Annotated in this window: 20 protein-coding genes; 12 read left to right on the forward strand and 8 right to left on the reverse strand. The window is 53.7% G+C overall.

The window, feature by feature from the left end; all coding sequences use genetic code 11:
* Positions 1-27: 27 nt before the first annotated feature.
* From qatD to C6Y32_RS01010, 8 genes are all read right to left on the reverse strand, one after another.
* On the reverse strand, positions 28-762 hold the full coding sequence (qatD, locus tag C6Y32_RS00980) for a Qat anti-phage system TatD family nuclease QatD (RefSeq protein ID WP_105203295.1): 735 nt from the start codon (positions 760-762) through the stop codon (positions 28-30).
* Positions 759-2,027: a Qat anti-phage system QueC-like protein QatC gene (qatC, locus tag C6Y32_RS15035; RefSeq protein WP_129589357.1), complete on the reverse strand. Its 1,269-nt coding sequence runs from the start codon at positions 2,025-2,027 to the stop codon at positions 759-761. Before qatC ends, qatD begins: the two co-directional genes overlap by 4 nt.
* On the reverse strand, positions 2,024-2,875 hold the full coding sequence (qatB, locus tag C6Y32_RS15040) for a Qat anti-phage system associated protein QatB (protein ID WP_129589358.1): 852 nt from the start codon (positions 2,873-2,875) through the stop codon (positions 2,024-2,026). The genes qatC and qatB overlap by 4 nt, the downstream gene beginning before the upstream one ends.
* A gap of 12 nt (positions 2,876-2,887) precedes the next feature.
* Positions 2,888-4,780, reverse strand: coding sequence for a KAP family P-loop NTPase fold protein (locus tag C6Y32_RS00995; RefSeq protein ID WP_105203298.1), 1,893 nt, complete (start codon positions 4,778-4,780; stop codon positions 2,888-2,890).
* 26 nt (positions 4,781-4,806) lie between these two features.
* A complete protein-coding gene (locus tag C6Y32_RS01000; RefSeq protein WP_105203299.1) occupies positions 4,807-5,865 on the reverse strand; it encodes a PDDEXK nuclease domain-containing protein in 1,059 nt (352 codons plus the stop codon).
* A gap of 30 nt (positions 5,866-5,895) precedes the next feature.
* On the reverse strand, positions 5,896-6,048 hold the full coding sequence (locus C6Y32_RS15210) for a hypothetical protein (RefSeq protein ID WP_164998058.1): 153 nt from the start codon (positions 6,046-6,048) through the stop codon (positions 5,896-5,898).
* Between the two features lie 115 nt (positions 6,049-6,163).
* Positions 6,164-7,099 carry a class II fructose-1,6-bisphosphate aldolase gene (gene fba / locus C6Y32_RS01005; protein WP_105203300.1) on the reverse strand — a complete coding sequence of 312 codons (936 nt, stop codon included), beginning with the start codon at positions 7,097-7,099 and terminating at the stop codon, positions 6,164-6,166.
* A gap of 162 nt (positions 7,100-7,261) precedes the next feature.
* A complete protein-coding gene (locus C6Y32_RS01010) occupies positions 7,262-8,206 on the reverse strand; it encodes a DNA-3-methyladenine glycosylase family protein (protein ID WP_105203301.1) in 945 nt (314 codons plus the stop codon).
* Positions 8,207-8,767: 561 nt separating this feature from the next.
* Between C6Y32_RS01010 and C6Y32_RS01015 the strand changes: the two genes are divergently transcribed.
* The 12 genes from C6Y32_RS01015 to C6Y32_RS15705 all read left to right on the forward strand — a co-directional run bounded on the left by C6Y32_RS01015 (position 8,768) and on the right by C6Y32_RS15705 (position 24,848).
* Complete coding sequence (locus C6Y32_RS01015) at positions 8,768-9,013, forward strand: hypothetical protein (RefSeq protein WP_129589359.1); 246 nt, start codon at positions 8,768-8,770, stop codon at positions 9,011-9,013.
* 295 nt (positions 9,014-9,308) lie between these two features.
* Positions 9,309-10,061, forward strand: a complete 753-nt coding sequence (gene rlmB, locus C6Y32_RS01020; RefSeq protein ID WP_105203646.1) for a 23S rRNA (guanosine(2251)-2'-O)-methyltransferase RlmB — start codon at positions 9,309-9,311, stop codon at positions 10,059-10,061.
* Positions 10,062-13,001 carry an HAD family hydrolase gene (locus tag C6Y32_RS01025; protein ID WP_105203303.1) on the forward strand — a complete coding sequence of 980 codons (2,940 nt, stop codon included), beginning with the start codon at positions 10,062-10,064 and terminating at the stop codon, positions 12,999-13,001.
* Between the two features lie 352 nt (positions 13,002-13,353).
* The gene (locus C6Y32_RS01030) at positions 13,354-15,432 is read left to right on the forward strand and encodes an elongation factor G (protein WP_105203304.1); all 2,079 of its coding nucleotides are present in this window, start codon (positions 13,354-13,356) and stop codon (positions 15,430-15,432) included.
* Between the two features lie 619 nt (positions 15,433-16,051).
* Positions 16,052-17,047 carry a nucleoside hydrolase gene (locus C6Y32_RS01035; RefSeq protein WP_105203305.1) on the forward strand — a complete coding sequence of 332 codons (996 nt, stop codon included), beginning with the start codon at positions 16,052-16,054 and terminating at the stop codon, positions 17,045-17,047.
* Between the two features lie 398 nt (positions 17,048-17,445).
* The gene (locus C6Y32_RS01040; protein ID WP_164998059.1) at positions 17,446-18,099 is read left to right on the forward strand and encodes a Crp/Fnr family transcriptional regulator; all 654 of its coding nucleotides are present in this window, start codon (positions 17,446-17,448) and stop codon (positions 18,097-18,099) included.
* A gap of 180 nt (positions 18,100-18,279) precedes the next feature.
* Positions 18,280-19,050, forward strand: a complete 771-nt coding sequence (locus C6Y32_RS01045; RefSeq protein WP_105203307.1) for a DUF4830 domain-containing protein — start codon at positions 18,280-18,282, stop codon at positions 19,048-19,050.
* 351 nt (positions 19,051-19,401) lie between these two features.
* On the forward strand, positions 19,402-20,286 hold the full coding sequence (locus C6Y32_RS01050; RefSeq protein WP_105203308.1) for an ICP22 family protein: 885 nt from the start codon (positions 19,402-19,404) through the stop codon (positions 20,284-20,286).
* A gap of 409 nt (positions 20,287-20,695) precedes the next feature.
* Complete coding sequence (locus C6Y32_RS01055) at positions 20,696-21,781, forward strand: PucR family transcriptional regulator (RefSeq protein WP_105203309.1); 1,086 nt, start codon at positions 20,696-20,698, stop codon at positions 21,779-21,781.
* A gap of 19 nt (positions 21,782-21,800) precedes the next feature.
* Positions 21,801-22,478 (forward strand): cell division ATP-binding protein FtsE, encoded by a 678-nt coding sequence (gene ftsE / locus C6Y32_RS01060; RefSeq protein ID WP_105203310.1) that lies wholly within the window; start codon positions 21,801-21,803, stop codon positions 22,476-22,478.
* A 1-nt stretch (position 22,479) separates the two neighbouring features.
* A complete protein-coding gene (gene ftsX, locus C6Y32_RS01065) occupies positions 22,480-23,391 on the forward strand; it encodes a permease-like cell division protein FtsX (protein ID WP_105203311.1) in 912 nt (303 codons plus the stop codon).
* A 104-nt stretch (positions 23,392-23,495) separates the two neighbouring features.
* A complete protein-coding gene (locus C6Y32_RS15705) occupies positions 23,496-24,848 on the forward strand; it encodes a murein hydrolase activator EnvC family protein (RefSeq protein ID WP_105203312.1) in 1,353 nt (450 codons plus the stop codon).
* The last annotated feature ends 48 nt before the right edge of the window (positions 24,849-24,896 follow it).

Consider the following 24,896-nt stretch of genomic DNA (forward strand, 5'->3'; position numbering starts at 1 on the left):
ATTAATCTGACTGTCCTGTAGAACTTTTCAAAATGCTATTCCATTACAAATTTCTAGCAAATTACTTTCCATCTGTTTTTCAATCTCAATTACGGATTTCCTATAATATGCTGCCAAAAATTCCATCACTTCCGTATCCCATGGCATATACAGCATTCCATTCTTTTCAGTAAACGGAGCATCTGTTTCTGGTAAGATTTTACTTAATGGTATCTGCATGATTATGTCTCTTCCCACTTTGGAATAGCACATTTGGGGATTAATACTGAACCAACATCCTAATGATAAAGCCTTCTGAAGCTCGTTTATATTCCCAGTAAACCAATGCATTATAGGCACATTCTTATTTAAACTTTTTTCTATACATTCTAATACATCTTTAACAGCGCACCTTGAGTGAATGCTAATGATTCTTCCATGATACTTCTCAGTCTCAGATAAAACATCATGAAAAAACCTTTTCTGTACGGAATAGGAATACCTATTTCTACTAGTACCATCAATACCTATTTCTCCAATATATCTGCATGTTGAAATATTCTCCATAAACAAATCAATTTCATTCTTTCTATCCGCCACCAATTCAGGATGAAATCCTAATGCAACATTCACACTATTAGTATTATTAAAATACTGTGATGTTTTTAGATAGGCTCGTGGACTCGTGGTAACTGCTAACACTTTTACATTTCTTCGCTTGATTTCATCGAATACTGCTAACGGATTTTTATATAAATCCAAATGGCAATGAAAATCTATCATATAACTTTATACTCCCTTAACAATGCTTCCATCTCTAACAACCCACGTTCAATAACACCCAAATACAGATTTCGTTCTTCTCCTTTTGCAAAGGACAAAATCCCTTTTACAAGACTTTCGATGCCATTCTTTTTATATTGAACAACTGCCAATGCTGCAGCTGCCACATCTTTCGAATACGAGTATTGCAAATTTTCTTTGAAATATCCGCCTTCTGTAGTGTCATATAAATTATTTTTCAAGAAAGCTGCTCTCCTTACCAGGCAAGGAACACAAACTCCACAGTGTTGTAGTTTTCTTTGGTATTTTCCACAACTGGTTGATCCAAAAATAAATTTTTTCATTAAATCCTGATTCTTGCACTCCTGCAAAACTTCACCTTTTGTTTTATATTTATATGGCAATACAAAATCAATATTTATTCCCACATCATTCCAAATTTCCTGCATTGATTTCATGTATACTGGATGGGTCGTTTTTGTACTAAGGCTACCTACCCTAAGTGGATCTAATGGCATATTTAAACTAATATACCCATTTTCAGGTACAAACAATTCTTTTTTACCCCGAGAATTGCATTCAATTCCACAAGAAACCAATAATGCAAAAGCAAAAAAAATAATTGATCGTGCTCTGGTCGAAATTTCTGATGTTCCTCTTTTCTTTACGTTATTACTCCATTGACACAAATTATTTGTTCCAAACTGCAAAGCATACTCTCTTTGATGGTCAGCATCACCCCTAACTATTTGAGATACAAATAAAGGATTTCTTCCTTTTTCATGCAAATCAATTGCTCCCACCAGACTATCCATTCCTCCTGACAACAAACATACACAATCCTGTCTCTTTAAATCATATTTTTTCTGAGGAACCAACGATACCGGCAAAGCATTTATATCCAAATCCCAAAAATCTCCACTAAGAAAACGAAGCATATTCTCTAACTTACTTTTTTCTCGTCTCCATTTAGGTGCATCATGCAAATATATGCAAAGCTCTATTTTTCTTGTCCAACCATCAGCACTATTTTTTCTTAATACTGCTTTATCTGCTGCTACTACAGCCATTGCAATAATTGTAAAATCTAAAGCAACTATTGTTGGTGTAATTTCAGACTTTTTCAATTCTTTAAATAATTGTACCCCCACATGTCCTACATTGCTTCTTTTCTGTTCTGGGACTGAAAACATTTCAAAATAATAACAATCATCATTATAGGTTTTGGGAACACAACATCTTGGATAACAAATTACCTTACTCATACTTCTACCTCATACACCTCAAACGTGTTTTTTATAGCTGTTTGAAATAATTTTTGCATATCAATCGTCTGAAGACCAGAATTTCTAAGCCGATTCAGCTGGGCTGATATTTCTGATTGTAAATAATCTTTCATTTCATTCATTCGATCAACACGTTCAACCGCAGACACCTCTTGTCTTTCGAAAGACTGTCCTATGTCCAATTGAATACGACTAAATGCCTCATTTCCAAGAAATGTACTGGTAAGAGACCATATCTGATCATCTGTCAACTTACTAATGTCTGCATCTGGATTTTGATTCATAAACTCACTCAAAGCAAACCTTCCTGAATCTCTACAAGATATTTCATCTAAACTGCCTCCATTTGGACATACATTATCTATTATTGTATCAATAATTTCATTCGCATTAGCACCACGTCCTTGCAGTTCTGACAAAATTTTACTTAAAGCAAAATTATCATTATCCCTTAAAGCCTGAAATGTCTGAAAGAAATTCGCCGCTACTTTTGCAGAAGTTCTCATTCGTTTGGAAAGATTTTTTGCTCCACCCATTCCGGTTTTAGAATAATGCCCAAGCGATCTTTTCAAAGAGTCTTTACTTCCAGAACGTACATACTCACCCATACCTCTCCTGGCATTTGCAAAGCGAGATTTTGGTGCTAGCTCAGATTTTTCATTATCAATCCGTTCTTTTTCGTCAGATTGATCGTCCTCTCCACCCTTATCATCACTTTGACCATCTTGTTGAGTATTTTCTTGGTTTGGTAACTCAATGTCATCTAACCATTCCGGATCCAGAGAAACCCCTGCACCTGGTCCCATACTTGAAGTTGATGTTCCCATATATTTTCACCCCTATTTTCTTTGTGTATTTTGTGATATCGCCCTTTTAACACTCTCCGGTGTTTCTGAATCCCCATACCATTGCTTCAACATATCTTTAGCCCATTCTTTTTCAGCAATAACCGGAATAATTGGAGCTTTTCGGGATTTTGCAGGAATCTCATACAAAGCTGAAACTAAATTACGTCCTAATTCAGAAAAAGCTTCTGTAATATGCACTGCTGCAAACAAAATATTTGCATTCCATTGCTCATTACGCCCCAAACTAATTATTCTTTTCAGTAGTTTTTCAGCTTCTTTTATTCCTACAGACTTAATTGATTCAACAAGGTCTTTCACATATGTACCATTCTTTACTTTCTTTAATGCAGTTAATAATTCTTCCCCTTTAGCAGAAAGTTCATCATACGCAGCGAAAGATAGTACTTTATCTCTGCTAAGATATAGTAATGGGCGCAAATCCATTCCGCTCAGTTTTGGTTCAATCAACAACCAGTTCCACACAAAATCATTATTCCATGCAGCATCTGGAGCTTCGTATTTTTCACCATTTTTCAAGCTATCTTCTAACTTTTGTAGAAATTCTGGTTTTCCATTTACAGCATTTGCAGTTTCCTTAGCCAAATAATCAAATGCCCCTTCTGATGCACATCTTTCAAACAATAACATCTTTACTAGCACGCCTGAGTCTAATGTCATTCCGTTAAATTTTGCAACTTTTTTTCTAATTTCAAGTGCATTCAACAATCGTTTTATAAGCCTTGGATTCCCTTTGATATTATCAGCATTTACCAAAATTCCAGCCAACTGATCTGCGATTAAAACAGATTCTTTCATAAGCGTCTTTGTACTATCATCAAAAACTGCTTCAATTTTATTCACAGTTATATCATCTTCCCAAGCTTTGGACAACATACTACTTAGTTTACTTTGTGCATCGGAAAAGATCTTTTGTTCCAATTTGCCTCTTCTAACTTCCAATTCCATAAATAGAAGAACTATATACACTTTTACTTCCGCAATTCCCAAATGCGGTATTTTTATTGGCACTTGAATCAGTTTATCAAAATAACTTGTAACTAGCCCATCCGATAATTCTACTCCATTAAAATGAGCTCGTACTCCGTTTCTTATCATCTGTTCATCAGCAGCAATAATAAATGCTGTTCTCTTCACAAATAATAGCAATCTCATTGCTTCTAATGTCGAAATTGCTGTTTCTGGCAAACACCGATCTAAATCATCTACTAAAACAACAAGCGTCACTTTTAGTTGTCCAAGTATTTCTTCAAATTCTTCTCGAATTTCTTCAATTTGTTTTGTCACAGGCTCTACTATTTCTTCGTTTTCTTTCAAAAGATTTTCCAATTCTGGAGTCAGTCCTTCAAATGCAGTATTTATTGCTTCTCCATTTTCAGACTTTTTATCACGGTTATTCCAGCTGTTTTTCACCGCATTCGCAAAATTCGCAATAACACCGATTGGTGCTGCCCCCGGAATAAAGCCCGCCAATAAAGGCAATGCTAATTTTGACACTTGAAACCAATTAATACGTTTTAGAAATTTGTTAAATTTCTTTCCAAGTTCATCATCTTTGCCAATTTTCTGTTTCTGCATTTCTTCAGTCAATTTCTGCGTCACTGACTGAAGCAAAGCAGTTTTCGCATCCTCATATCCTTGATACAACCATGCATTAAATTCAAGAAATATATATTTATTATCACCAGACTGCTCGCTCAAATTTTTACCAATCATTTTTATCATGGATGATTTTCCGACACCCCAGCTGCCCGACACCCCTATAGATATAGGATTATCTCCAGATTCAATTATAAAATCTGCAACTGTCTTAGATACAACTGAAAAGTGCAAATAATCTGTTGTAGTTTCAATATCATTCCACATATATTTTTCTCCTAGTATCTATTTCTCTACTCACCATTCTCCTGTAAAACTGGATGCTGCATAGAAAAAATTTCTTTCTGTCTCTCAATCTCTGCTTTCAACTGCTCTTTCGTAGGCAAATAAGTCAAATATTTCGACATAAACAATCTGTCATTATCATGAAGTACCGAATATCTGGCGATATCCTCATCAGTTTCTGAACACAATAAAATCCCGATGGTAGGATTATCTCCCTGTCCTCGCTTTAGATCATCGTACATACGCACATACATATCAATTTGTCCTACATCCTGATGAGTAATTTTTCCCATCTTCAAATCGATTAGGACATAACACTTCAGTTCGATATTGTAAAAAACAAGATCTAAATAGTAGTCCGAAGTTTCCGTTACAATATGTTGCTGACGAGCCACAAACGCAAATCCTCTGCCCAATTCCATCAAAAAATCTCTAATATGTGAAAGAATAGCAGATTCTAAATCTCCCTCTAAGTAAGTATCCTCATTTTTGAAGCCAAGGAATTCTGCAATCACCGGACTTTTGATTAGTTCGAATTGATTTTTTTGAAATTCCGCAGTTTTCCTTTTCATTTCTTCAATTACAGCATCTTTTTTCGGGGTTTGAAGAAGTCTATGATAATATTGTGTACTGATATTGCGGTCTAAGGTTCTTGAACTCCAGTTTTCATCAACTGCTTCTTTCATATACCAATATCGTGCATTTTCATCTGTAACACGAAGAAGACTCCGAATATGTGTCCAATTAAGATTGTGAACGCATGCGTTCACAATCTGCTCATCAGGAAAACACTGATAAAATTTAATATAATAATGCAGATTTCTTTTGGAATAATTTTTACCAAACTCCTTTGTTAAATCTTCCGCTAATGCAGAAATTAAACCTCTACCGTACTCTGCACGTTCACTGCCGCCCAATTCCTGCTCTACAATCCGTTTACCAATATTCCAATAAGTAAGCAGCATTGCCTTACTGGAGGCACTATAGGCTGCTTCTTGTCCAGAAGAAATAATACTTTTAATTTCTGTAATAACTGATTGATATGGTATCAAATGTTTTTCCATCATGTCACCTCGATTTCCCATAATAATTATATTTTAACTTGCTTTTCCTGTCATATCAAGGCTCTTCAGAAATGGTGTAGTAGTGGTGTAGTAAACGCCTTTATCTGCCACGAAACCATTGATTTTATTGGCTTTTTCGGGACTTTTCAAGATACTGCCGTGGCAGATGAAGAGGATGCGGGTCATGGAAGAGGTACCTCCTGTTGGTGTGGGGGATATTCGTTGGGGGGCAGGACCGGGGCGGGGATAAAAAACGGGTGCGGCAGCTGCCGCACCCGTTTTATGAGAACATGATAGGAGTTTAGGCTTTGCCGGCGCAGCCCATCACATCGGTGATCTTGTGTTTGACCATGTCGCGGATGGCGTCGCGGGCCGGAGCCAGGTACTGTCTGGGGTCGAAGTGAGAGGGATTCTCGGCCAGGTACTTTCTGACGGCGGCAGTCATAGCCAGGCGCAGGTCGGAGTCGACGTTGATCTTGCAGACGGCCATGGTAGCTGCCTGGCGCAGCATCTCCTCGGGGATGCCGATTGCGTCGGGCATCTCGCCGCCGTATTTGTTGATCATCTCGACGAACTCGGGCACCACCGAAGAGGCGCCGTGCAGCACGATGGGGAAGCCGGGCAGCCGTTTGGAGACATCCTCTAAGATGTCGAAGCGCAGCTGGGGTTTCTGGCCGGGTTTGAATTTGTAGGCGCCGTGGCTGGTGCCGATGGCGATAGCCAGCGAGTCGACCCCGGTGCGGGTGACGAAGTCCTCGACCTGGGCGGGGTCGGTGAAGGAGGCGTTTTCGGCGTCGACTTTGACGTCGTCCTCGATGCCGGCCAGCTGGCCAAGCTCAGCCTCGACGGTCACGTCGAACTGATGGGCGTAGTCGGCCACTTTTTTGGCCAGAGCCACGTTCTCCTCGTAGGGCAGGTGCGAGCCGTCGATCATGACCGAGGTGAAACCGCCGTCGATGCAGCTCTTGCACAGCTCAAAGCTGTTGCCGTGGTCCAGGTGCAGGGCGATGGGCACGCCGGTCTCGATGACGGCAGCCTCGACCAGTTTGGTGAGGTAGGTGTGGTTGGCGTACTTGCGTGCGCCGGCGGAAACCTGCAGGATGACCGGAGCCTGCAGCTCTTTGCAGGCCTCGGTGATGCCCTGAACGATCTCCATGTTGTTTACATTGAAAGCGCCGATCGCATAGCCGCCTTCATATGCCTTTTTGAACATCTCTCTGGTGTTTACCAGTGGCATAAAGATCACACTCCTAAAATATTGTTGCGCCCCACCACCCCATGGGTATGTAGGCCCGAACTTGTCTTTATTATAACAAACGGGACTGCAAATGAAAAGACAATTTACACCCCTTTTGGCATTTTTGCGGTTTTTGACCGGCGGCCGGGGCGCATTGTATCGCTATCCGCCAATCGACGGGCTGTCTTTTGCCGGGGCGGCCGGCTCCTTTTCTTTAAAAAGGGCGGCGTTTTGACGGGCGTAGTGAAACAAAAACTGCTGGGCGATGCCGGCATAGGGGCGCATATAGCGGGGAAAGCCGCCGGGCAGCAGCTCTTTCATCACCCGTTTCATCCATACATCCATGGGCACGCATTCGGTGCGATACAGGCCGTAGAGCAGGGCGCAGTCGGCCACTTTGGGGCCCACCCCGTAGATCTGCATCAGGTGCTGCCGGGCCTCGTCGATGGGCAGCGTACGGCAGCGCTCGAGATCTACCTGGCCGGCGTGGACCCGGCGGGCGGCATCGAGCAGGTACTTGGCGCGAAAGCCGGCCCGGACCGGCGCCAGATCGGAGACCTCCAGCCCGGCCAGGTCGGCCGGGGCGGGAAAGCGGTAGAAGGTGCGGCCGGGGTAGAGCGGCGAGCAAAACGGCTGACCGGTGAGCTGGCACAGCCGCTGGACCAGCCCCTTGATGCGGGTGATATTGTTATTCTGCGAGAGGATGAAGGTGCAGAGCGCCTCGAAGGCGTTTTGCCGCAGCACCCGGATGCCGGGAAACTGCTCGACAGCCAGCCGCAGCGGGCGGCGCCGGCAAAACAGCTCTTTGAGCGGTGCATAGTCGCAGGACAGGTCGAAGTAGTGATCGATAAAGGCGGCGGTGTCGGCGCTGACTCCGTAGAACTCGACCCGATCTTTGACTGTTTGGGCGCACAGCAGCACGTCGCCGGCCACGCCGTACCACCGGCCCAGGTGGTCCTGGCCAAAGCGAAAGGCCTGGCCGCAATCCAGCGTGAGCGGCAGCGAGAACGGCGGCGCCGTATCGCGGGTATTTTCGATGATATAGGTGTCGCCCTGCAGCCGGGTGCTGAGACCGGGACTGCGGGCGGCCTGGATGACTGGTACCATGCAGACGCCCCTCTCTTGTGCCGCTGCCGGCCGACAGCGGCGATGGTCTCAGTATACCAGAAAAAATAGAGCTTGCGGAACTGTAATTTTTGTAAACAGCTGCCCCGTTACTGGGCAACTGAACAGTTCGCCCAAATCGGACGGTGATTTTTCCCGCAAAAAATGTGGAGGAAAACAGGGAGAAACCTCTTGCTTTTTTAGCGTTATCCTGCTTTGGAATGAAGATGCGAGTTTACATAATTTGAAATTTCCACATATCCATTCCACCGCCGTAAACGGCGCTTTTAACGCGTTGGCAAAATCTTGTGTAACGGGTATTCCACCATTTCAACATAGTTCTCCACACAAATTATGTAAACCAATATCAATACTGTCTGTATAACGGCGGTATGGGCAGTGTCAAAACCTGTACCCGTGCAGTGTGCCCAGCTTTTGCCTGATGGCAGTTTTGGCGGCGGGCGTATAAAGCGGGGCCACAACTGACAAAGATAGTATTAGCCCGAAAAGAGCGCGGGCGGCACAGAATTTTTTTGGCAGGGGGGACCGGATGTGGTGCGGGGTGTGAACAAGAAGGTAGTGGAGATCGTAGGTGGCAAGGAGGACTGTTTTGAGCGGGCCATCGTCATCGTCAAGAGCTCGCGGCTGGGGCTCAGCGACACCCAGCTGCACCGCCAGGCGGGGGGCGCCATTACCGGCATGGTCAGCTGCCGCCCCCGCCGCGACTGGCGCTGGCTGCTGCGCACCGGAGTGCGATACCTGGCGGTGCTGGCTGCCGGGGCCGGGCTGGGGTGGCTGCTGCTGCACTGACCGGTGACCGATTAAGCCGATAAGATACAGACGGCGGTGTGGGACAAAAGGCCCGCGCCGCCGCTTTTTTGCGCGCTAAGAGCGGCGGCAAAAAAAGGAGTGCCCGCTGTGGAGAGCGGTGCCAAAGGACGGGACAGGACCGGTAAAAGTTGCCGTCGCATCTTGTAAAAAAACCGTGTAAACTGCCAAAGATGTATGCTATAATACAAATATCTATGAGTATATATCTGTGTTTGCCGACGGCGCCGATCAGGGCGCGGGGCGGACCACTTTACCTTTTGAGGGGTCAGATACCATGTACGATGAATTTATTGCCGGCAGAAATGCCGTATATGAGGCGCTGGAGGCCGGGCGGGAGATAGACTGTATCTACCTGCAGCGGTCCGGCGCCGGCAAGGGCCTGGGCCGGGTGGTCGCCGCGGCAAAAAAGCGGGGGGTCATCATCAAGGACGCCGACGCCAAAAAGCTGGACGCGCTGTGCCCGGGGCAGAATCATCAGGGCGTTGTCGCCGCTGCCAGCCCGGTGCACTACTACACCCTGCAGGAGGTGCTGCAGCGCGCCAAACAGCGGGGGGAGGCCCCGTTTTTGGTGCTGTGTGACGGCATACTCGACCCCCATAACCTGGGGGCCATCATCCGCACTGCCGAGTGCGCCGGAGCCCACGGGGTGCTGATGCCCAAGCGGCGCAGTGCACCCATCTCGACGACGGTGTACAAGTCTTCGGCCGGGGCCTGTGAGCACCTGCCGCTGTGCCGGGTGGGCAATCTGGTGCAGACCATCGAGCAGCTGAAAGAGGCCGGCGTGTGGGTGTACTGTGCGGACATGGACGGGGTGAATTTTCGCGACCAGGACTTTGGCGGGCCGGTGGCCATTGTGGTGGGCAGCGAAGGTGAAGGCGTGTCGCGGCTGGTGCGCCAGAGCTGTGACGGCGCGGTGAGCCTGCCGCTGCTGGGGCAGATCAGTTCGCTCAACGCCTCGGTGGCGGCGGGCATCGTCCTGTACGAGGTAGCGGGCCAGCGGCTGGCGGCGAAAAAGGGGGCTCAGTAGATGGAGAAAAACAGGAAGTACGACACGCTCACCAAAAATGCCATCGTCGACGAGATCCTCGATCAGGTGCGCAAAAAACACACCGGGCCGACCGCGACAGCCGACCGGGCCAAGGTGAGCCGGGCCGACGCGCTGCTGCAGGAGCTGCAGCAGGAGCGGGCGGCGAAAAAGGCCCCTGCCGCCGTACATATTGCCCCCGCCGACCAGCCGCCGGCTGCCGGGACAAAAGAAGAAGGGCAGAGACCCAAACCGGTGATGCAGGCGGTGGCGGAGAAGGTGGCCCTGCGGGAGCAGGAGACCGCGCTGCTGCCCAAGGCGGCCGCTTTTTTTGGCGGCGGCGAGGACAAGCTGCAGGAGACCATCCACCACGATATCGTGCCGCGCAAGGTGCAAAAGCGCGAGATCACCGACACCGAGCAGATACGCATCCAGAAGATGGCCAGCTTTTTTAAAGAGAGCGAGACGCCCGACGACATCGTGCCCGAGATCGCCGCGGAGATGCCGCGCCAGGAGCGGGTGACCAGCCCCGACCTGGGGAAAAAGGCGGCCGCCGGCCCTGCTTTAGAGAAAAAGGGGCTGTTTGGCCGCGTTAAAAAAAGCGCTGAGAAGTCGCACCAGCAGGTGATCGACGAGACCCGCCGGCAGGCGCAGCAGAGCGAGCTGACGCCGGCGGAAAAAGGGGCGGCCCCAAAGGAGACGGCGCGCGCTGAGAGCGGTGAGTCTGCACGCGGGGCGACAGCGCCTGCCGCGCCGGCGCCCGCAATGGACCAGGCGCCCGCCGCGCGGGCTGCTGAGCCGGTGGGCGGAGGACAGCCAGCTCAGCCGGAGGCCGCCGCACCCGAGATGGCGGCGGCAGAAAGACCGCCGGTGGCCGGGCCGCACCAGCAAAAGGGGGCGGTGCCCATCAACTTTTTTGCCACCGACGAGATGCTCATCCGCGCCGATGACAAGCCGGTGAGCCAGCTGGTGGCCGACGAGGCCTCGGGCACCTTTGAGATGGGCCGGCGGCTGGAGGAGAAGATCGAGCCGCTGGTGGAGGAGACCATGCACCTGGGCGACCGGGAGCTGCTCAAGCGGGCCCGGGCCAGCAAGGTGAAGAACTTCCAGATCGACCGCCAGCAGATCGAGGGGGAGTTTGAACCGGGCATCGGCCCCGACGAGGCGTTTACCGAGCAGGACGAGCCGGACCTGTACACCGACGCCGACGACGAGGAGGATGTGTACCAGGCCGATGACGAGCACGCGGCGCTGGAGCGGCTGATCTCGCTAAAGGGCAAGCTGCGCATGCGCATATCGGTCACCGGTATCTTGACGCTGCTTTTGCTGTATCACAATTTAGCACCCATCTTGCCGCTGCCGCTGCCGGGCTTTTTGTCGCCGGTAGACGCCCCATTTGTCTATTTGGGTCTGGGGCTGGTACTGCTGTTGGGCGGTGTGCTGTGCTGCACATCTACCGTTATTGGCGGGCTGGGGTACACCTTTACCCTGAAGGGGGACAACGACTCCCCGGTGGGGCTGTGCTTTTTGGGCTGCCTGCTGCAGTACGTGGTGCTGTTTTTTAATGCCGACCAGATGGCCAAGTCGGGGGTGTTTCTCTACTCGGCGGTGGCCATGATGGCGCTGTTTTGCAACTGTATGGGCAAGCTCAATATGGTGTGCCGCATCCTGCGCAACTACAAGTTCATCACCTCGGACATCGAAAAGTACACCTGTGAGCTGGTGGAGCCGGCGAGCTTGGCGGAGAACATCGTGAAAGGCGTGGCGATCCGCGACCCGCAGGTGGCCTACCGCCGGCCCTGCCGGGAGCTATCGGGCTTTATCAGCCACAGCTTTTCGGAGGACTTTTCGGATAAGTGCGCCCGGGTGTTGGGCGTGCTGGGGGCGGTGGTAGCGCTGCTGGTGGGCTGCTTTTTGTTCATTACCCGTGGCGACGTGGTAGCGGTGAGCTCCACCGTGGCGCTGATACTCTGCGCGGTGTGCCCCTTCTCGCTGATGCTGTGCTTCAACATCCCGTTTTCACGTATCTGCAAGTATCTCAACCGCTTTGGCGGGGTGCTGTCGGGCTACTCGGCGGTGGAGAAGCTGCAGGACCTCAATGCGGTGGTGGTGTCGGACGCCGACCTGTTCCCCCGCGGCAGCGTGCTGCTGCACGGCATCAAGACTTTTGGCGGCGAGCGCATCGACGAGGCCATCCTCAAGACCGCCAGCGTGGTGTGTTCCAAGGACTCGGCTATCTCCTCGGTATTTTTAAAGGTCATCGAAAACCGCACCGACATCCTGCTGTCGTTTGACAGTTACGTGTATGAAAACGGGATGGGGTACTCCTGCTGGATCGACAACAAGCGCATTCTGGTGGGAAATCGGGAGCTGATGCTCAACCACGGAGTGGACGTGCCGTCGGCCGATTACGAGAAGAAGTACCGCCGCGACGGGACCCGGGAGCTGTTGTATCTGGCTACCTCGGGCGAGTTGACGGCCATGTTCGTGCTCAGCTATAACCAGAACCCGCAGGTGGCCGAGATGCTGCAAAAATTGGACCCCACCGGGCTGCTGCTGGCTGTAAAGACCAAGGACCCCAACCTGACGGCCCAGCGGGTGGCCCAGGTCTACGATCTGCCAGAGGACATGTTCACCGTCATCCACAGCCATACGGCTGCGCAGCTGGAGGAAAAACCGGCTGACCTGCCGGGCGACTGTGCGCTGTGTACGATGGGTTCGTTCATCTCGTTTGCCCAGGGCATCCTCAGCGCATTTCACGCCAAGAGCCAGGTGACGGCGTCGGTGGTCATCCAGTCGGTGGGGGCGGGTATCGCCCTGCTGTTGGCGGTGCTGTTCTCGATGGTGTTCGGCCAGGGGCTCATCTCTACCTCGGTGCTGTTTTTGTACCAGATGGTATGGCTGGTGCTGTCTATCGGGCTGCCCTGCGCGAAGAGATTGTGAGTGGCGGCCCTATAAGGAAAGTTTGATAGAAGAGAGGCTTTTCGCCGCCCGGCGGCGAAAAGCCTCTCTTTTTTGCTGCCCGGCGGCGTACAGCGTGCGGCGTGGAGCGGCGTTCGTCAAACTGTCTAAGATGTGGCGGCGGATTTGTGACAGGATATGTATATTCTTTATGGCAGTTCCGTGGTAATATAAACTAAAATAAAAAATCAGATGCTGCAAGTATTGGGCAAGGTGTACACAGACAGACCGAAAACTGTTGTGTAATCTGCCCGTTCGGCGGCCGGGCGCGCAGGATATGCGCCCGATCTGGGGCTGCCATGCACCATAGATTTACAGAAAGGTATGTGATTTTGTGAAACAGTATACGCCGGAGAAGATCAGAAACGTCGCTGTCATGGGTCATGGCAATGCGGGAAAGACCTCGCTGGTAGAGGCTATTCTGTGGTGCAAAGGACAGAGTGACCGCCTGGGCAAGGTGGATAACGGGACCTCGGTCAGCGACTATACTGAGGAGGAGATCAAGCGGGGCACCTCGGTGTTCTCGTCGGTGGTGCCGGTAGAGGTGGTGCGCGGCGGGGACGAGCGCAAGATCAACATGGTCGACGCCCCGGGACTGTTTGACTATGAAGGGGCCCAGTGCGAGGCAATGAGCGCCTGTGAGAGCGTATTGATCGTGGTGTCGGGCAAGTCGGGCATGTCGGTAGGCGCTGAGAAAGCCTATAAATCAGCGGTGAAAAACGGCAAATCGCGCATGGTATATGTGTCGAAGATGGACCGCCCCAGCGCCGATTTTTACAAGGTGTTGGAGGAGCTAAAGAGCGCTTTTGGCCCCTCGGTCTGTCCGGTAGTGGTGCCCTGCCGCGACGGCGACAGGAATATCTACATAAACCTGATCACCGACAAGGCCTACACCTATGACGCTGGGGGCAACCCCAGCGAGGTGCCGGTGCCGGATATGGAGCACCGGTTGGAGGGCCTGCGCTCGGCCATGAGCGAGGCGGTGGCCGAGGCTGACGAAGAGCTGTTTGAAAAGTTTTTCTCGGGCGAGCAGTTTACCGAGGAAGAGCTGCGCCGCGGCGTGCAGCAGGGGGTAAAGGACGGGGCCATTACGCCGGTCATCTGCGGCAGTGCCCTGATGCTGGAGGCGGTGGACCTGACTGCCGATATGATGGCCCACCTGCTGCCCAGTGCGGCACACGACGAGTCGAGTGGGGTGGAGGATGAGAGCGGCGAGCCGGTATCGCTGCCCTGCGCCCCCGCCGGCGACCCGGTGGCCTATGTGTTTAAGACCGTCAACGACCCGTTTGTGGGTCGGCTGTCGTTCGTGAAGGTGCTGTCGGGCAAGCTGACCGGCGACTTAAAGCTGTATAACGGCACCCGCGGCGAGGCGGTGAAGATGGGCAAGATGGTATACCTTTGCGGCAAAAAGCAGATCGATACCAAAGAACTGCCGGCCGGCGATATCGGCGCAGTGACCAAGCTGTCGGGGGTGTTTACCGGCGACACGCTGTGCCGTGAGGGAAAGGTGTATAAGGTGCTGGCCCCCAGTTTCCCGGTCCCCACCTATGCTATGGCGGTACAGCCGGTGGATAAGGGCGATGAGTCGAAGATCGGGCAGGGGATCTTAAAGCTGTGCGAGGAGGACCAGACGCTGCATTTTGCCACCGACAAGGAGACCAAGCAGCAGGTGCTCACCGGTATGGGGGAGCAGCACCTGGATGTGGTCATCTCGCGGCTCAAGAGCAAGTACGGCGTAGACGCCAAGCTGGAAAAGCCCATGGTCGCCTACCGGGAGGCCATTGGCAAAAAGGTAAAGGTAGAGGGCAAATACAAAAAACAGACCGGCGGCCACGGGCAGTACGGGCACGTGTGGATCGAGTTCGAGCCCTGCGACGGTGAGGGCCTGGTATTTGAGGAGAAAGTATTTGGCGGTGCGGTACCCAAAAACTATTTCCCGGCGGTAGAAAAGGGATTGCAGGAGAGCATCCAACACGGTGTGGTGGCCGGTTACCCGGTAGTGGGCCTGAAGGCGACACTGCTTGACGGCTCGTACCACCCGGTGGACTCGTCGGAGCTGGCCTTTAAGACGGCGGCCAGCTTGGCCTACAAAGAGGGCATCAAGCAGGCAGGCGCCTATCTGCTGGAGCCCATCGGCACCCTGAATGCGCTGGTACCGGAGCAGAACACCGGCGACATTATGGGCGAGGTGAACAAGCGGCGCGGCCGCGTGCTGGGTATGGACCCGCAGGACGGCGGTTATACCGAGATCGTGGCGGAGATCCCCATGGCGGAGATGAGCGATTTTACCACCACCATGCGCCAGACTACCCAGGGCCGCGGCAGCTTTACCTTTGTGTTTACCCGCTACGAGCCGCTGCCCCCACAGCTGGAGGCCAAAGTGGTGGAAGAGGCTAAAAAGTTTTTTGAGTGATCGGTAGAGAAAAAAAGATGAGCTGAAAAGCAGAGCTGTACCGCGGGGTACGGCTCTGCTTTTTTGTTTAGAGGAAGCCCGCGACTTGGCCGGTGCCCGTATGCAATATTGCAAGAAGGCTTTTTATTGGGGCAGAGAGCAAAGGTGCTGCTGTTGGTACCCCGACGATGAGAGAAGATGGCCGCCCGTGCGGCGCGGACCTGTCTATTGATTTGCGGGCGGTACATGGAAGATCCGGCGCTGATCGGCGATCGGTGCTGGCTCTTAATAGGGCTGACCCGGGTCCGCCGGTTACTGGGTACCCCGGGAAAAGCCGGCAGATAGGGTGGCACCGGCAATGTGGCGGCGCGAGGAGCGGGGGTAACGACATCTTATTTTGGGCGCCATTGGGGAGCAGTGCGGGGAAAAGCTGCGCAGAGGTGGCAGAAAAAGGCGCGGACAGCTGGGCAACAGTGATGAAAGGAGAGGAAGAGTTTTGTACTATACGACAAAAAATGAATGAAAGGACAACGGTCCTTGTGCGGCCAGGTGAAATCCGTATACTGGACGTTGTGAGAAAAAACCGGGATGTGGACGCCCGGTGTGACAATCTGCACCAGCAGTAAAAGGAGACCGTACCATGGAAAAGAAAAAAGTAATTCTAGACGTCGATACCGGCTCGGATGACGCGATCGCCCTGATCGCCGCCATGGCCAACCCCGACTTTGAAGTATTGGGCATCACTACCGTCAACGGCAACCGCGCTGTTCCCATCACCACCGAGAACAGCCTGCGTATCAGCGAGCTGATGGGCGGAACCGTGCCGGTGTACCAGGGGTGCGCGCTGCCCTGGACCTCCTGCATGCTGGGCCTGCGCAAAAATTACCCCCAGTACGAGGCCCCCGCAGACGCAAAATACCGCAACATCCACGGAACCTATATCGACCAGTGCCCCAAGGCCACCAAAAAAGCCGAGGACCAAAATGCGGTCAGCTGGCTGGTAGACACGCTGATGGCCGCCGAGGAGGAGTCGATCACGTTGATCCCCCTGGGGCCGCTGACCAATATCGCCCACGCGATCCGCATTGAGCCCCGCATCGTCTCGAAGATCAAAGAGGTGATGTACATGGGCGGCGGTTTCCGCATCGGCAACAAGTCGGCGCTGGCTGAGTTCAACGTATGGCTGGACCCCGAGGCCGCTCAGGCGGTGCTGGATGCCGGTATCAAGAACTTTACCTTCGTGCCGCTGGACGCCACCCATCAGGCCTACCTGACCAAAGAGGACGCCGCCCGCATCCGCGCCATCGGCACCCGCCCGGCCGAGGTGGTGGCCGATCTGGTGGATCAGCGCATCTTTGGCTACAGCAGCTGGCAAAAAGTCGAGGTGGAGGACGCCGCCCCGATCCACGACCCGCTGTGTGTGGCGGCTCTGGTAGACCCCACCGTGCTGGTGGACGTGATGGACGCCCCCTGTGTGGTGGACTGCGGTCGCGGCTCGGCTTACGGCGTGACTATGTTCGATATCCTCAATGGGCGCATGGAGGCCAAAGAGCCCAACTGCAAAGTGGCCCTGCACGCCGACCGCCAAAAATACGTGGATATCCTCTGCCAGCTGCTGGAGAACACCAAGAAGTAAACAGTTCTCCCGCCTTTGGGCAGTAAAAACAGACCGAGAGAAACGATAGATCATGGCACCCGCAGGGGTGTTTCGCCAGGCAAGCGGCACAGGGGCACGGCTCCTGTGCCGCTGCTTTTTGCAGCAGCGCGCGGCGGTGGCTGAAGGCGGCGCTGATCGAGTGGCAGGCAGTGCTGGCTGCTGGCGCCCCGGCGGGCGGAGACGGCCCTATTTGAGCGGTGAAGGGCTGCGGGCGGGATGACAAATTGAACCCCAGTCGATCACTTTTTGGTATATTGAGCTAAAAAAGCAGCGTAAATTTTGCACAGGGTAGTAGTGCCACAGCCGGAAAAAATTTGCTATACTGAAAAACAGAAGAGAGCGTGCACAGTGGACACATGGGCAGAGGGGTGAAGGAGTTGCAGTCAAAAGAGATCACCGAGCGGTTTTTACACTGTCCGCCGCCGCTGCGGGAACAGATGGAACACTGCCATTTTGCCGCTGGGGAATACCTGATGCGCTGCGGAGACGAGGCCGATACGGTATACCTGCTGCTGGAGGGGGACGTCAAAGTGTTCCACTACGCGCAAAACGGCGAGATCATCATCTCGTATATCGGCTCGAAAAACAGGGAGCTGTTCGGCGAGGTGGAGGCGCTGCGGGACGACGGCTACGCGATCTCGCGCAATGTGCTGGCGGTGACGGCCTGCTCGGCCATGAAGATCCCCAAGGCGCTGTTTTTGCAGTGGGTGCGGCAGGACCCGGACTGGAGCCTGTTTTTGCTGCGCCGCTTTGCCCGCCAGATGGCCGAGGCCTCGGAGTACGGGGTGTCGTCGGCGGTGCGCCCGCTGAAGGTGCGGGCGGCGATGCTGCTGCTGGATCACCTGCAGCCCGGCGGCGAGGTGGATATTGGCAAGGATGAGCTCTCGGGTATATTGGCCACCAGCATGCGCAGCACCAACCGCATTTTAAAGACCATGCGCGAGGAGCGGCTCATTGCCGTGCGGGGCAACCATCTGAAGGTGTTAAACGAGGAGGCACTGCAGCAGCTGGTACAGGAGAGCGAGGAATAGAGACAGAAAGTCAGAGCGCCGCGGGCGGGACCTACCGCCCGGCCGGCGCTTTTTTACTGTCTGCAGATGGATCGTCGGCGGTCTGTTTGCAGGGGGCGGCGCATATAGATGTAGCAACTCTTGTCAAACAAAATCGAGACGGGCGACCGATGTGGCGCGCCTGTGGGGGAGTGGTGCTACGTGTTCAGCTATACCATCAAGGCAAAAAAACTGGCAGTGGGGGTGGGGTGCTTTGCGGTGGCTCTGCTGGCCTGCGCCGGCGGCTTTCGCTTTTATCAGGATCACCGGGATGCACTGCAGACCGAAGCGGTCCCGCCCGCTGCCCAGGCGCCGGTACAGACGCCTGGGCAGCAGGCGGGCGAGCAGGCCGAGCAGCCGGCGGAAGAAGCGGCGCTGCAGGATGAGCAGGCCCAGGCCGAGGTGGCCTCACAGCAGGGGGACGCCGTAGAGCAGACCGGCGAGCTGCAGGCGGCGGTGCAGGCCGAGTCGCAGCAGAAAGCTGAAGCGGCTGAGCAGAGCCAGGCGACCCAGCCCACCGAGGAGGCCCAGTCGGCCACCGCGAAGAAGCAGGACCAGCTGCCCCGGGAGATAGATACCCGCGCCGAGAAACTCTCGCTAAAGGGGGAGACGGCCAAGCAGCGGTCGACCTTTTTAAAGGCGGTGGGCATTGCGGTGGAGAGCGAGCCGCTGGAGGTGCTGCAGGTGCGGCTGCCCAGCGACTTTGACGAGCGCTATACCCAGTATAACGACCTGCAGAAAAAGAGCGGTATGGACCTGGCGAAGTACAAAGGAAAATCAGTCAAGCGCTACCGGTATTTAAAAAAGGCGGCGGACGGTGAGGGAGAGACCTACGTGCACCTGCTGGTGTACAAGGGGAACATTGTGGGTGGCGACATTACGCCGGCGGCCCAGGACACAGCCAGCAGCCCGCTGTTTGTGAAGAAAAAGTAAACTTTCCTGCCCGTTTAAGTGAGCGCCAGGTGACGGCAGCGGGCGAAAAAAGGAAAAAAGAGATGCGCTATAGTAAGCTGCAAAGCCCACTGCCAGGCGGTTTGTGCCCGCCGGATGGCCGGTGAGATGACCGGCCGGTGGCGGCGGCTATGGCGGCGCGTTTTTGCCCGATGTGTGAAGGCGCCGATAAAATCGGCGCTTTTTCGTTTGCGCGGCTGCGGTGCGTTGTGGTAAAATAGCAGGCATGACAGCGCGCCTTGCCTGCCACCTGTGCCAGTAAAGTGGCGGCGGACAGGGCGATAGCACCCGCACCGCGGCGGGGCCAATACCATCGCTTAAGGAGAATTTGCCATGACCAATCAACTCGCAGACAAGCAGCCGCTGCTTCAGAAACTATACCGGGCGCTGGGCCTGTTGGGGACGGTGTTCACCGCTGCCTACCTGTTTAGCGACCTCGTCGTTCGGGTGGCGAAATTTGGGTTTGGGCCGCTGCTCACCAGCATGCCTGACTACTACCTGCCCATGGTGCTGCTGCTGGCGGTATTTGTGCTGATGATCTTGAAACTGGACACGGCGGCGGCTGTGCTGATCGGGGTGACGCTGGTCTACACGGCGGTGGACAACATGTTGATCGCCGGCGCCTACGGGCAGTCGTTCCAGATATTGTTACAGCTGATACTGCCCATTTTGTTTGCGCTGGCGGCGGTGTACCTGGCCGTATTTCGCGGGGCGGTGCCGGCGCTCAATACCGTGGCAGCGGTGCTGGCGGCGGTGTACGGGCTGTTCGTGTTCATCACCAGTGGGCTGCTCAACTGGCTGGGCGGCGGCTATGATATTCTGTATATCCTGTACGCCACCGCCGCCTATCTGCTGCTGCCGCTGGCGCTGGCAGTACTGCTGCTCTACGGCGCCAGCCGCGGGAGCCGCTTTTCCCGCCAGGAGATCGAGGTGCACCGGGCCGCCAAGTCGGGCCACCGGGTGGAGACCCAACTGGGACAGCTCGAAAACCTGCGTAGTCAGGGCGTCCTCAGTGAGGAGGAGTACCGGCAAAAGAGAGAGGCGGTACTGGCCGGCAGCGGCGGCGCTGCCGGAAGCGAGGAGGCGGTGGAACCGGCACCCGCAGAAGAGGACGAGAGTTGGCTGGACGATCTGGTGACCGCCGACGGGGCCGACGAGGACCCGGAGGACGGGGAAGATATCGGCGATGACGGCGAAAACGGACCGGAAGAGAAATAATTTTGGCTGGAAAATGCAGCCAGATATGGCGCCGGGCAGCCGGGCTAGATAAAGTATAAAGGCGCGCCAGCGGCGCGTTAAAAGAGGCCGTGGCCCCGGTGGGGGTCATGGCTTTTTTGACGGATAAATGGCTTAGCTGTGCGGTCTGCGTTGAGCAAGATATACAAAAATTGGAAAATGGCTGTTCATATATTTTTCAAAAATCTGTCACAATATGGCGGTATAATCAGCATAACAGGGCTGTACGCTTGGGGGCTTGTAAAATTTTTGCACAAATACGGAATTATTTTTGCAGAATAATATTGCAAAAATACCAAAGGCTGTGTACAATATAGATAATATGGACTAGCAATATTATCACTTCTTACAAGAACCAACTGGAATACAGGAAAAGAGAGGGTACAGTACTATGTCTAACAGACTATTTCAGGGTATTATTCACCAGATGAAAGATGTGCTCGATCGCACAATCGGCGTGATTGACGACAAGGGCAACGTCATCTCCTGCAGCGAGCTGCAGAAGATCGGCGACGTCTTTGAGGGCTGCAATCTCTCCAGTGCCAACTTGAAAGACTGCTTTGTCAAAGATACCTATACCTTTAAGCCCTTTGGCACCAACGAGAAAGGCGACTACGCCGTTTTCGTGGCCGGCACCGACGAGATCGCCAGCCGTTATGCCGGGCTGCTGACCGTCTCTTTGACCAGCATCAAGCAGTATCACGACGAGAAGTACGACCGCAACAACTTTATCAAGAACGTCATTCTCGATAACATTTTGCCCGGCGACGTGTACGTGAAGGCCAGAGAGCTGCATTTTGGCACCGATGCACACCGCATCGTGCTGCTGGTGCGCACCGTGGGCAAGACCGAGGTATCGGCCTACGATGTGATCGTCAATTTGTTCCCGGACAAGCAGAAAGACTTTATCTTTAACATCTCGGAGACCGATACGGTCATCGTCAAGGAGATCCACCCCGACATCGAGACCAAGGATATCGAGAAACTGGCCCGCTCGATCGTCGACACGCTGTCCAGCGAGTTCTATATCCGCTCGTTCGTGGGCATCGGCACGGTGGTCACCGGCATCAAAGATCTGGCCCGCTCGTTTAAAGAGGCCCAGGTGGCGCTGGAGGTGTCGAAGGTATTCGACGCCGAAAAGTCGATCGTCAGCTTTGACAATCTGGGTATCGCCCGTCTGATCTATCAGCTGCCCACCACCGTGTGTGAGATGTTCTTAAAAGAGGTGTTCAAGAAAGGCTCGATCGAGCTGCTGGACCAGGAGACGCTGTTTACCATCCAGCGCTTCTTTGAAAACAACCTCAATGTGTCGGAGACCTCGCGCGGGCTGTTCGTACACCGCAACACGCTGGTGTACCGGCTGGAGAAGATCAAAAAGCTGACTGGCCTGGACCTGCGGGAGTTCGACCACGCGATCATCTTCAAGGTGGCGCTCATGGTGAAAAAGTACCTCAACTCGAACCCTGTTAAATACTAAGATCTGAGATGAGGAAATCATGATTGAATTTAAAAATGTCTCAAAGGTGTACCCCAACGGCACCTATGGGTTAAAGGATGTGAGCGTAAAGATCGAGCAGGGCGAATTCGTCTTTGTTTTGGGATCTTCGGGCGCCGGCAAATCCACCTTTCTAAAGCTCATTATGCACGAGGAGACGCCCACTTCTGGCGAGATCACCGTAAATGATTTTAAGGTGAGCTCGATGAAGCAAAAAGAGGTGCCGCTCTTGCGGCGCTCGATGGGCATCGTATTCCAGGACTTTCGGCTCATCCCCAACATGAACGTGTACGACAATGTGGCCTTTGCGCTGCGGGTAACCGGCACGCCGACGCGGGAGCTGCGCAAGCGGGTGCCGTTTGTTTTGGATCTGGTGGGGCTGGTGGACAAGGCCAAGAACATGCCCACCGAGCTCTCGGGCGGCGAACAGCAGCGGGTGGCTCTGGCCCGGGCGCTGGTCAACAAGCCGTCACTGATCATTGCCGACGAGCCCACCGGCAACATCGACCCGGAGCTGTCGATGGAGATCGTGGACATGCTCGATTCGATCAACAAGGTGGGCACCACGATCTTGATGGTCACCCACGAGCACGAGCTCATCAGGCGGTATGAGAACCGCATCATCACCATAGAAAACGGCACCATCTTATCGGACAGGCCGGATTGGAGGTCTGTGTGATATGAACAGCAGTTTTTCCTATCTTTTTAAAAAGGGCTGCGAGAGCATATGGCTCAACAAGCTCATGAGCATTGCCTCGGTGGCGGTGCTCTCGGCATGCCTGATTTTGGTGGGCGTGGCCACTCTATTCTCAGCTAATATCGGCAAGGCGCTCGATTATGTAGAGAGCCAGAACGAAGTGGTGGTCTTCGTATACGACACCGCAACCGACGAGCAGAAGGCGGAGATCGAGAACAAGGTCAAGACCCATGACAACATCGCCTCGTACACCTACATATCCAAAGAGCAGGCGCTGGAAGAGGCGCGGGCCGGTTTTGGTGAGGACGCCAGCTTGCTGGACGGTATCGAGGAGGGCGGCAGCGGCAACCCGCTGCCCGCATCGTACCGCATCACCCTGAAAGATCTGGACAAAATGGACGATACGGTAGCGCAGTTCACGGTGACCGAAGGCGTTGAGAAGGTAAATTCCCCCCGGGCGGAGGCTGAGGCCATCGTCTCGCTGAAAAATATCGTCAGCGTTGCCGGGGTGACGCTGGTGGTGGTACTGGTGGCGGTGTCGCTGCTGATCATCGCCAACACGATACGGCTGACGGTGTTCTCGCGCCGCAAAGAGATCAACATCATGAAATACGTGGGCGCTACCAACGGCTTTATCCGCATGCCGTTTGTGATCGAGGGCATGCTCATCGGCCTGATCTCGGCCGTCATCGCCTATGTGGCGATCTACTTTGGCTACGCGACCATCATGGATGGACTGGGGCAGTTTTCTTCCCCGTTCATCACCTCGCTGGCCGACAGCTTCATCCCCTTTAAAGACATCTGGTTTTATGTGCTGGGTGGCTTTGTGGGCGGCGGCATGCTCACCGGCGTGCTGGGCAGCGTGGTCTCGATGCGCAAGCACCTGAAAGTATAAAACTTGTTCTGGCAGTCTATATGAAGTGTGAAAAGACGTATGGCAACGACGAAAAGCCCCAATTGCTGTACGTCTTTTTTGCACCGGTGAGGAGGTAGTGTACTGTGAACAGATCGATCAGCCGGCACAGAGGTCTGGCGCTGCTGATAGCGGCGGCCATGCTGCTGGCCGTGCTCACCGGCAGCGTGACACCGGCGCGCGCCCAAGAAAAAGAAGAGCCCGCCGGCGACAGTATCGGCGCGCTCAACGACAAATACAGCCAGCTGGACCAGCAGATCCAGCAGCTGCAGCAGGAGATAGACGGGCTCTCGGCCGCCAAAGGCGAGGAGGAGCAAAAGCGCGCCCAGCTGTTGGAGCAAAAACAGCTGGTGCAGGAGCAGGTGGATCTGCTGCAGGACAAGATCGAGCAGCTGAACGGACAGGTTGAGGAAAAAGAGGCTTATATAGAGCAAAAACAGCAGAGCATCGAGGAGAATGAGGAACTGTTTCGCCAGCGGCTGAGAGCGCAGTACATGTCGCCGGAGGCCAGCGGGCTCAGCGCAGTGCTGGGGGCCTCATCCTTTAGCGAAATGCTCCTGCGGGCCGACACGATGTCGCGACTGGCGGAACACGACCGGCAGCTCATCGCCACTTTGACCAAGGAAAAAGAGGACATGGAGGCCGCACAGAACGAGCTGTCGGCCAGCAAGAGCGACCTGGACGCCTCGAAGTCGCTGCTGGACCAGAAGAATGCCGTGTTGGCCGGCGAGGCGGACGCCGCCGCGTCGACCATCGATCAGCTGGGTGGGCAGCTGGCCCTCAATGCCCAGCAGCAGGTCCAGTACCGGCAGGAGCGCGACGCGGTGGAGGCCGATATCCTGGCGGCCATCCGCGAAAATGAGAACAAGCACAATAACGAAAACAGCGGCGGCCAGAGCAGCTCTTCCAGCAGCACGCCGACACCGCCGCCGGCACCGGACGGCGGGGGCAGCTCTGACGGTGGTTCGTCGGGGGGAGAGAGCTCCTCTACCCCGGCTCCTGAACCGGAGCCAGAGCCGGAACCGGAACCCGACCCGCCGGTGACCGCCTTTCAGTGGCCGGTGCCGGGCTTCTCCTACATATCGGCGCCGTACGGTTATTCGGCGATCTACGGCAATGAGTGGCACACCGGTATCGATATCGCCGGCGGCGGCATCTACGGCTCGGACATCGTGGCCGCGGCTGACGGCGAGGTCATTTCGGCCATTTACGGCAACTACGGATACGGTTATTACCTGCTGATCTACCACGGCAACAGCCTGTACAGCCTGTATGGCCACTGCAGCAACCTGTATGTGGGCAAAGGCGCTACAGTGCGCCGCGGCCAGACCATCGCCGCGGTCGGCTCGACCGGCAACTCCACCGGGCCGCACCTGCACTTTGAAGTGCGGGAGGGCGGCAACTACGGCAGCGATGTAAACCCCTACAAGTACCTGTGATCGAATCTATATAAGAGCAGGCCCTGTGTTAGCTGCAGGGCCTGCTTT

The organism is Neobittarella massiliensis (ex Bilen et al. 2018), from assembly GCF_900289145.1.
Taxonomy (GTDB): domain Bacteria; phylum Bacillota; class Clostridia; order Oscillospirales; family Ruminococcaceae; genus Neobittarella; species Neobittarella massiliensis.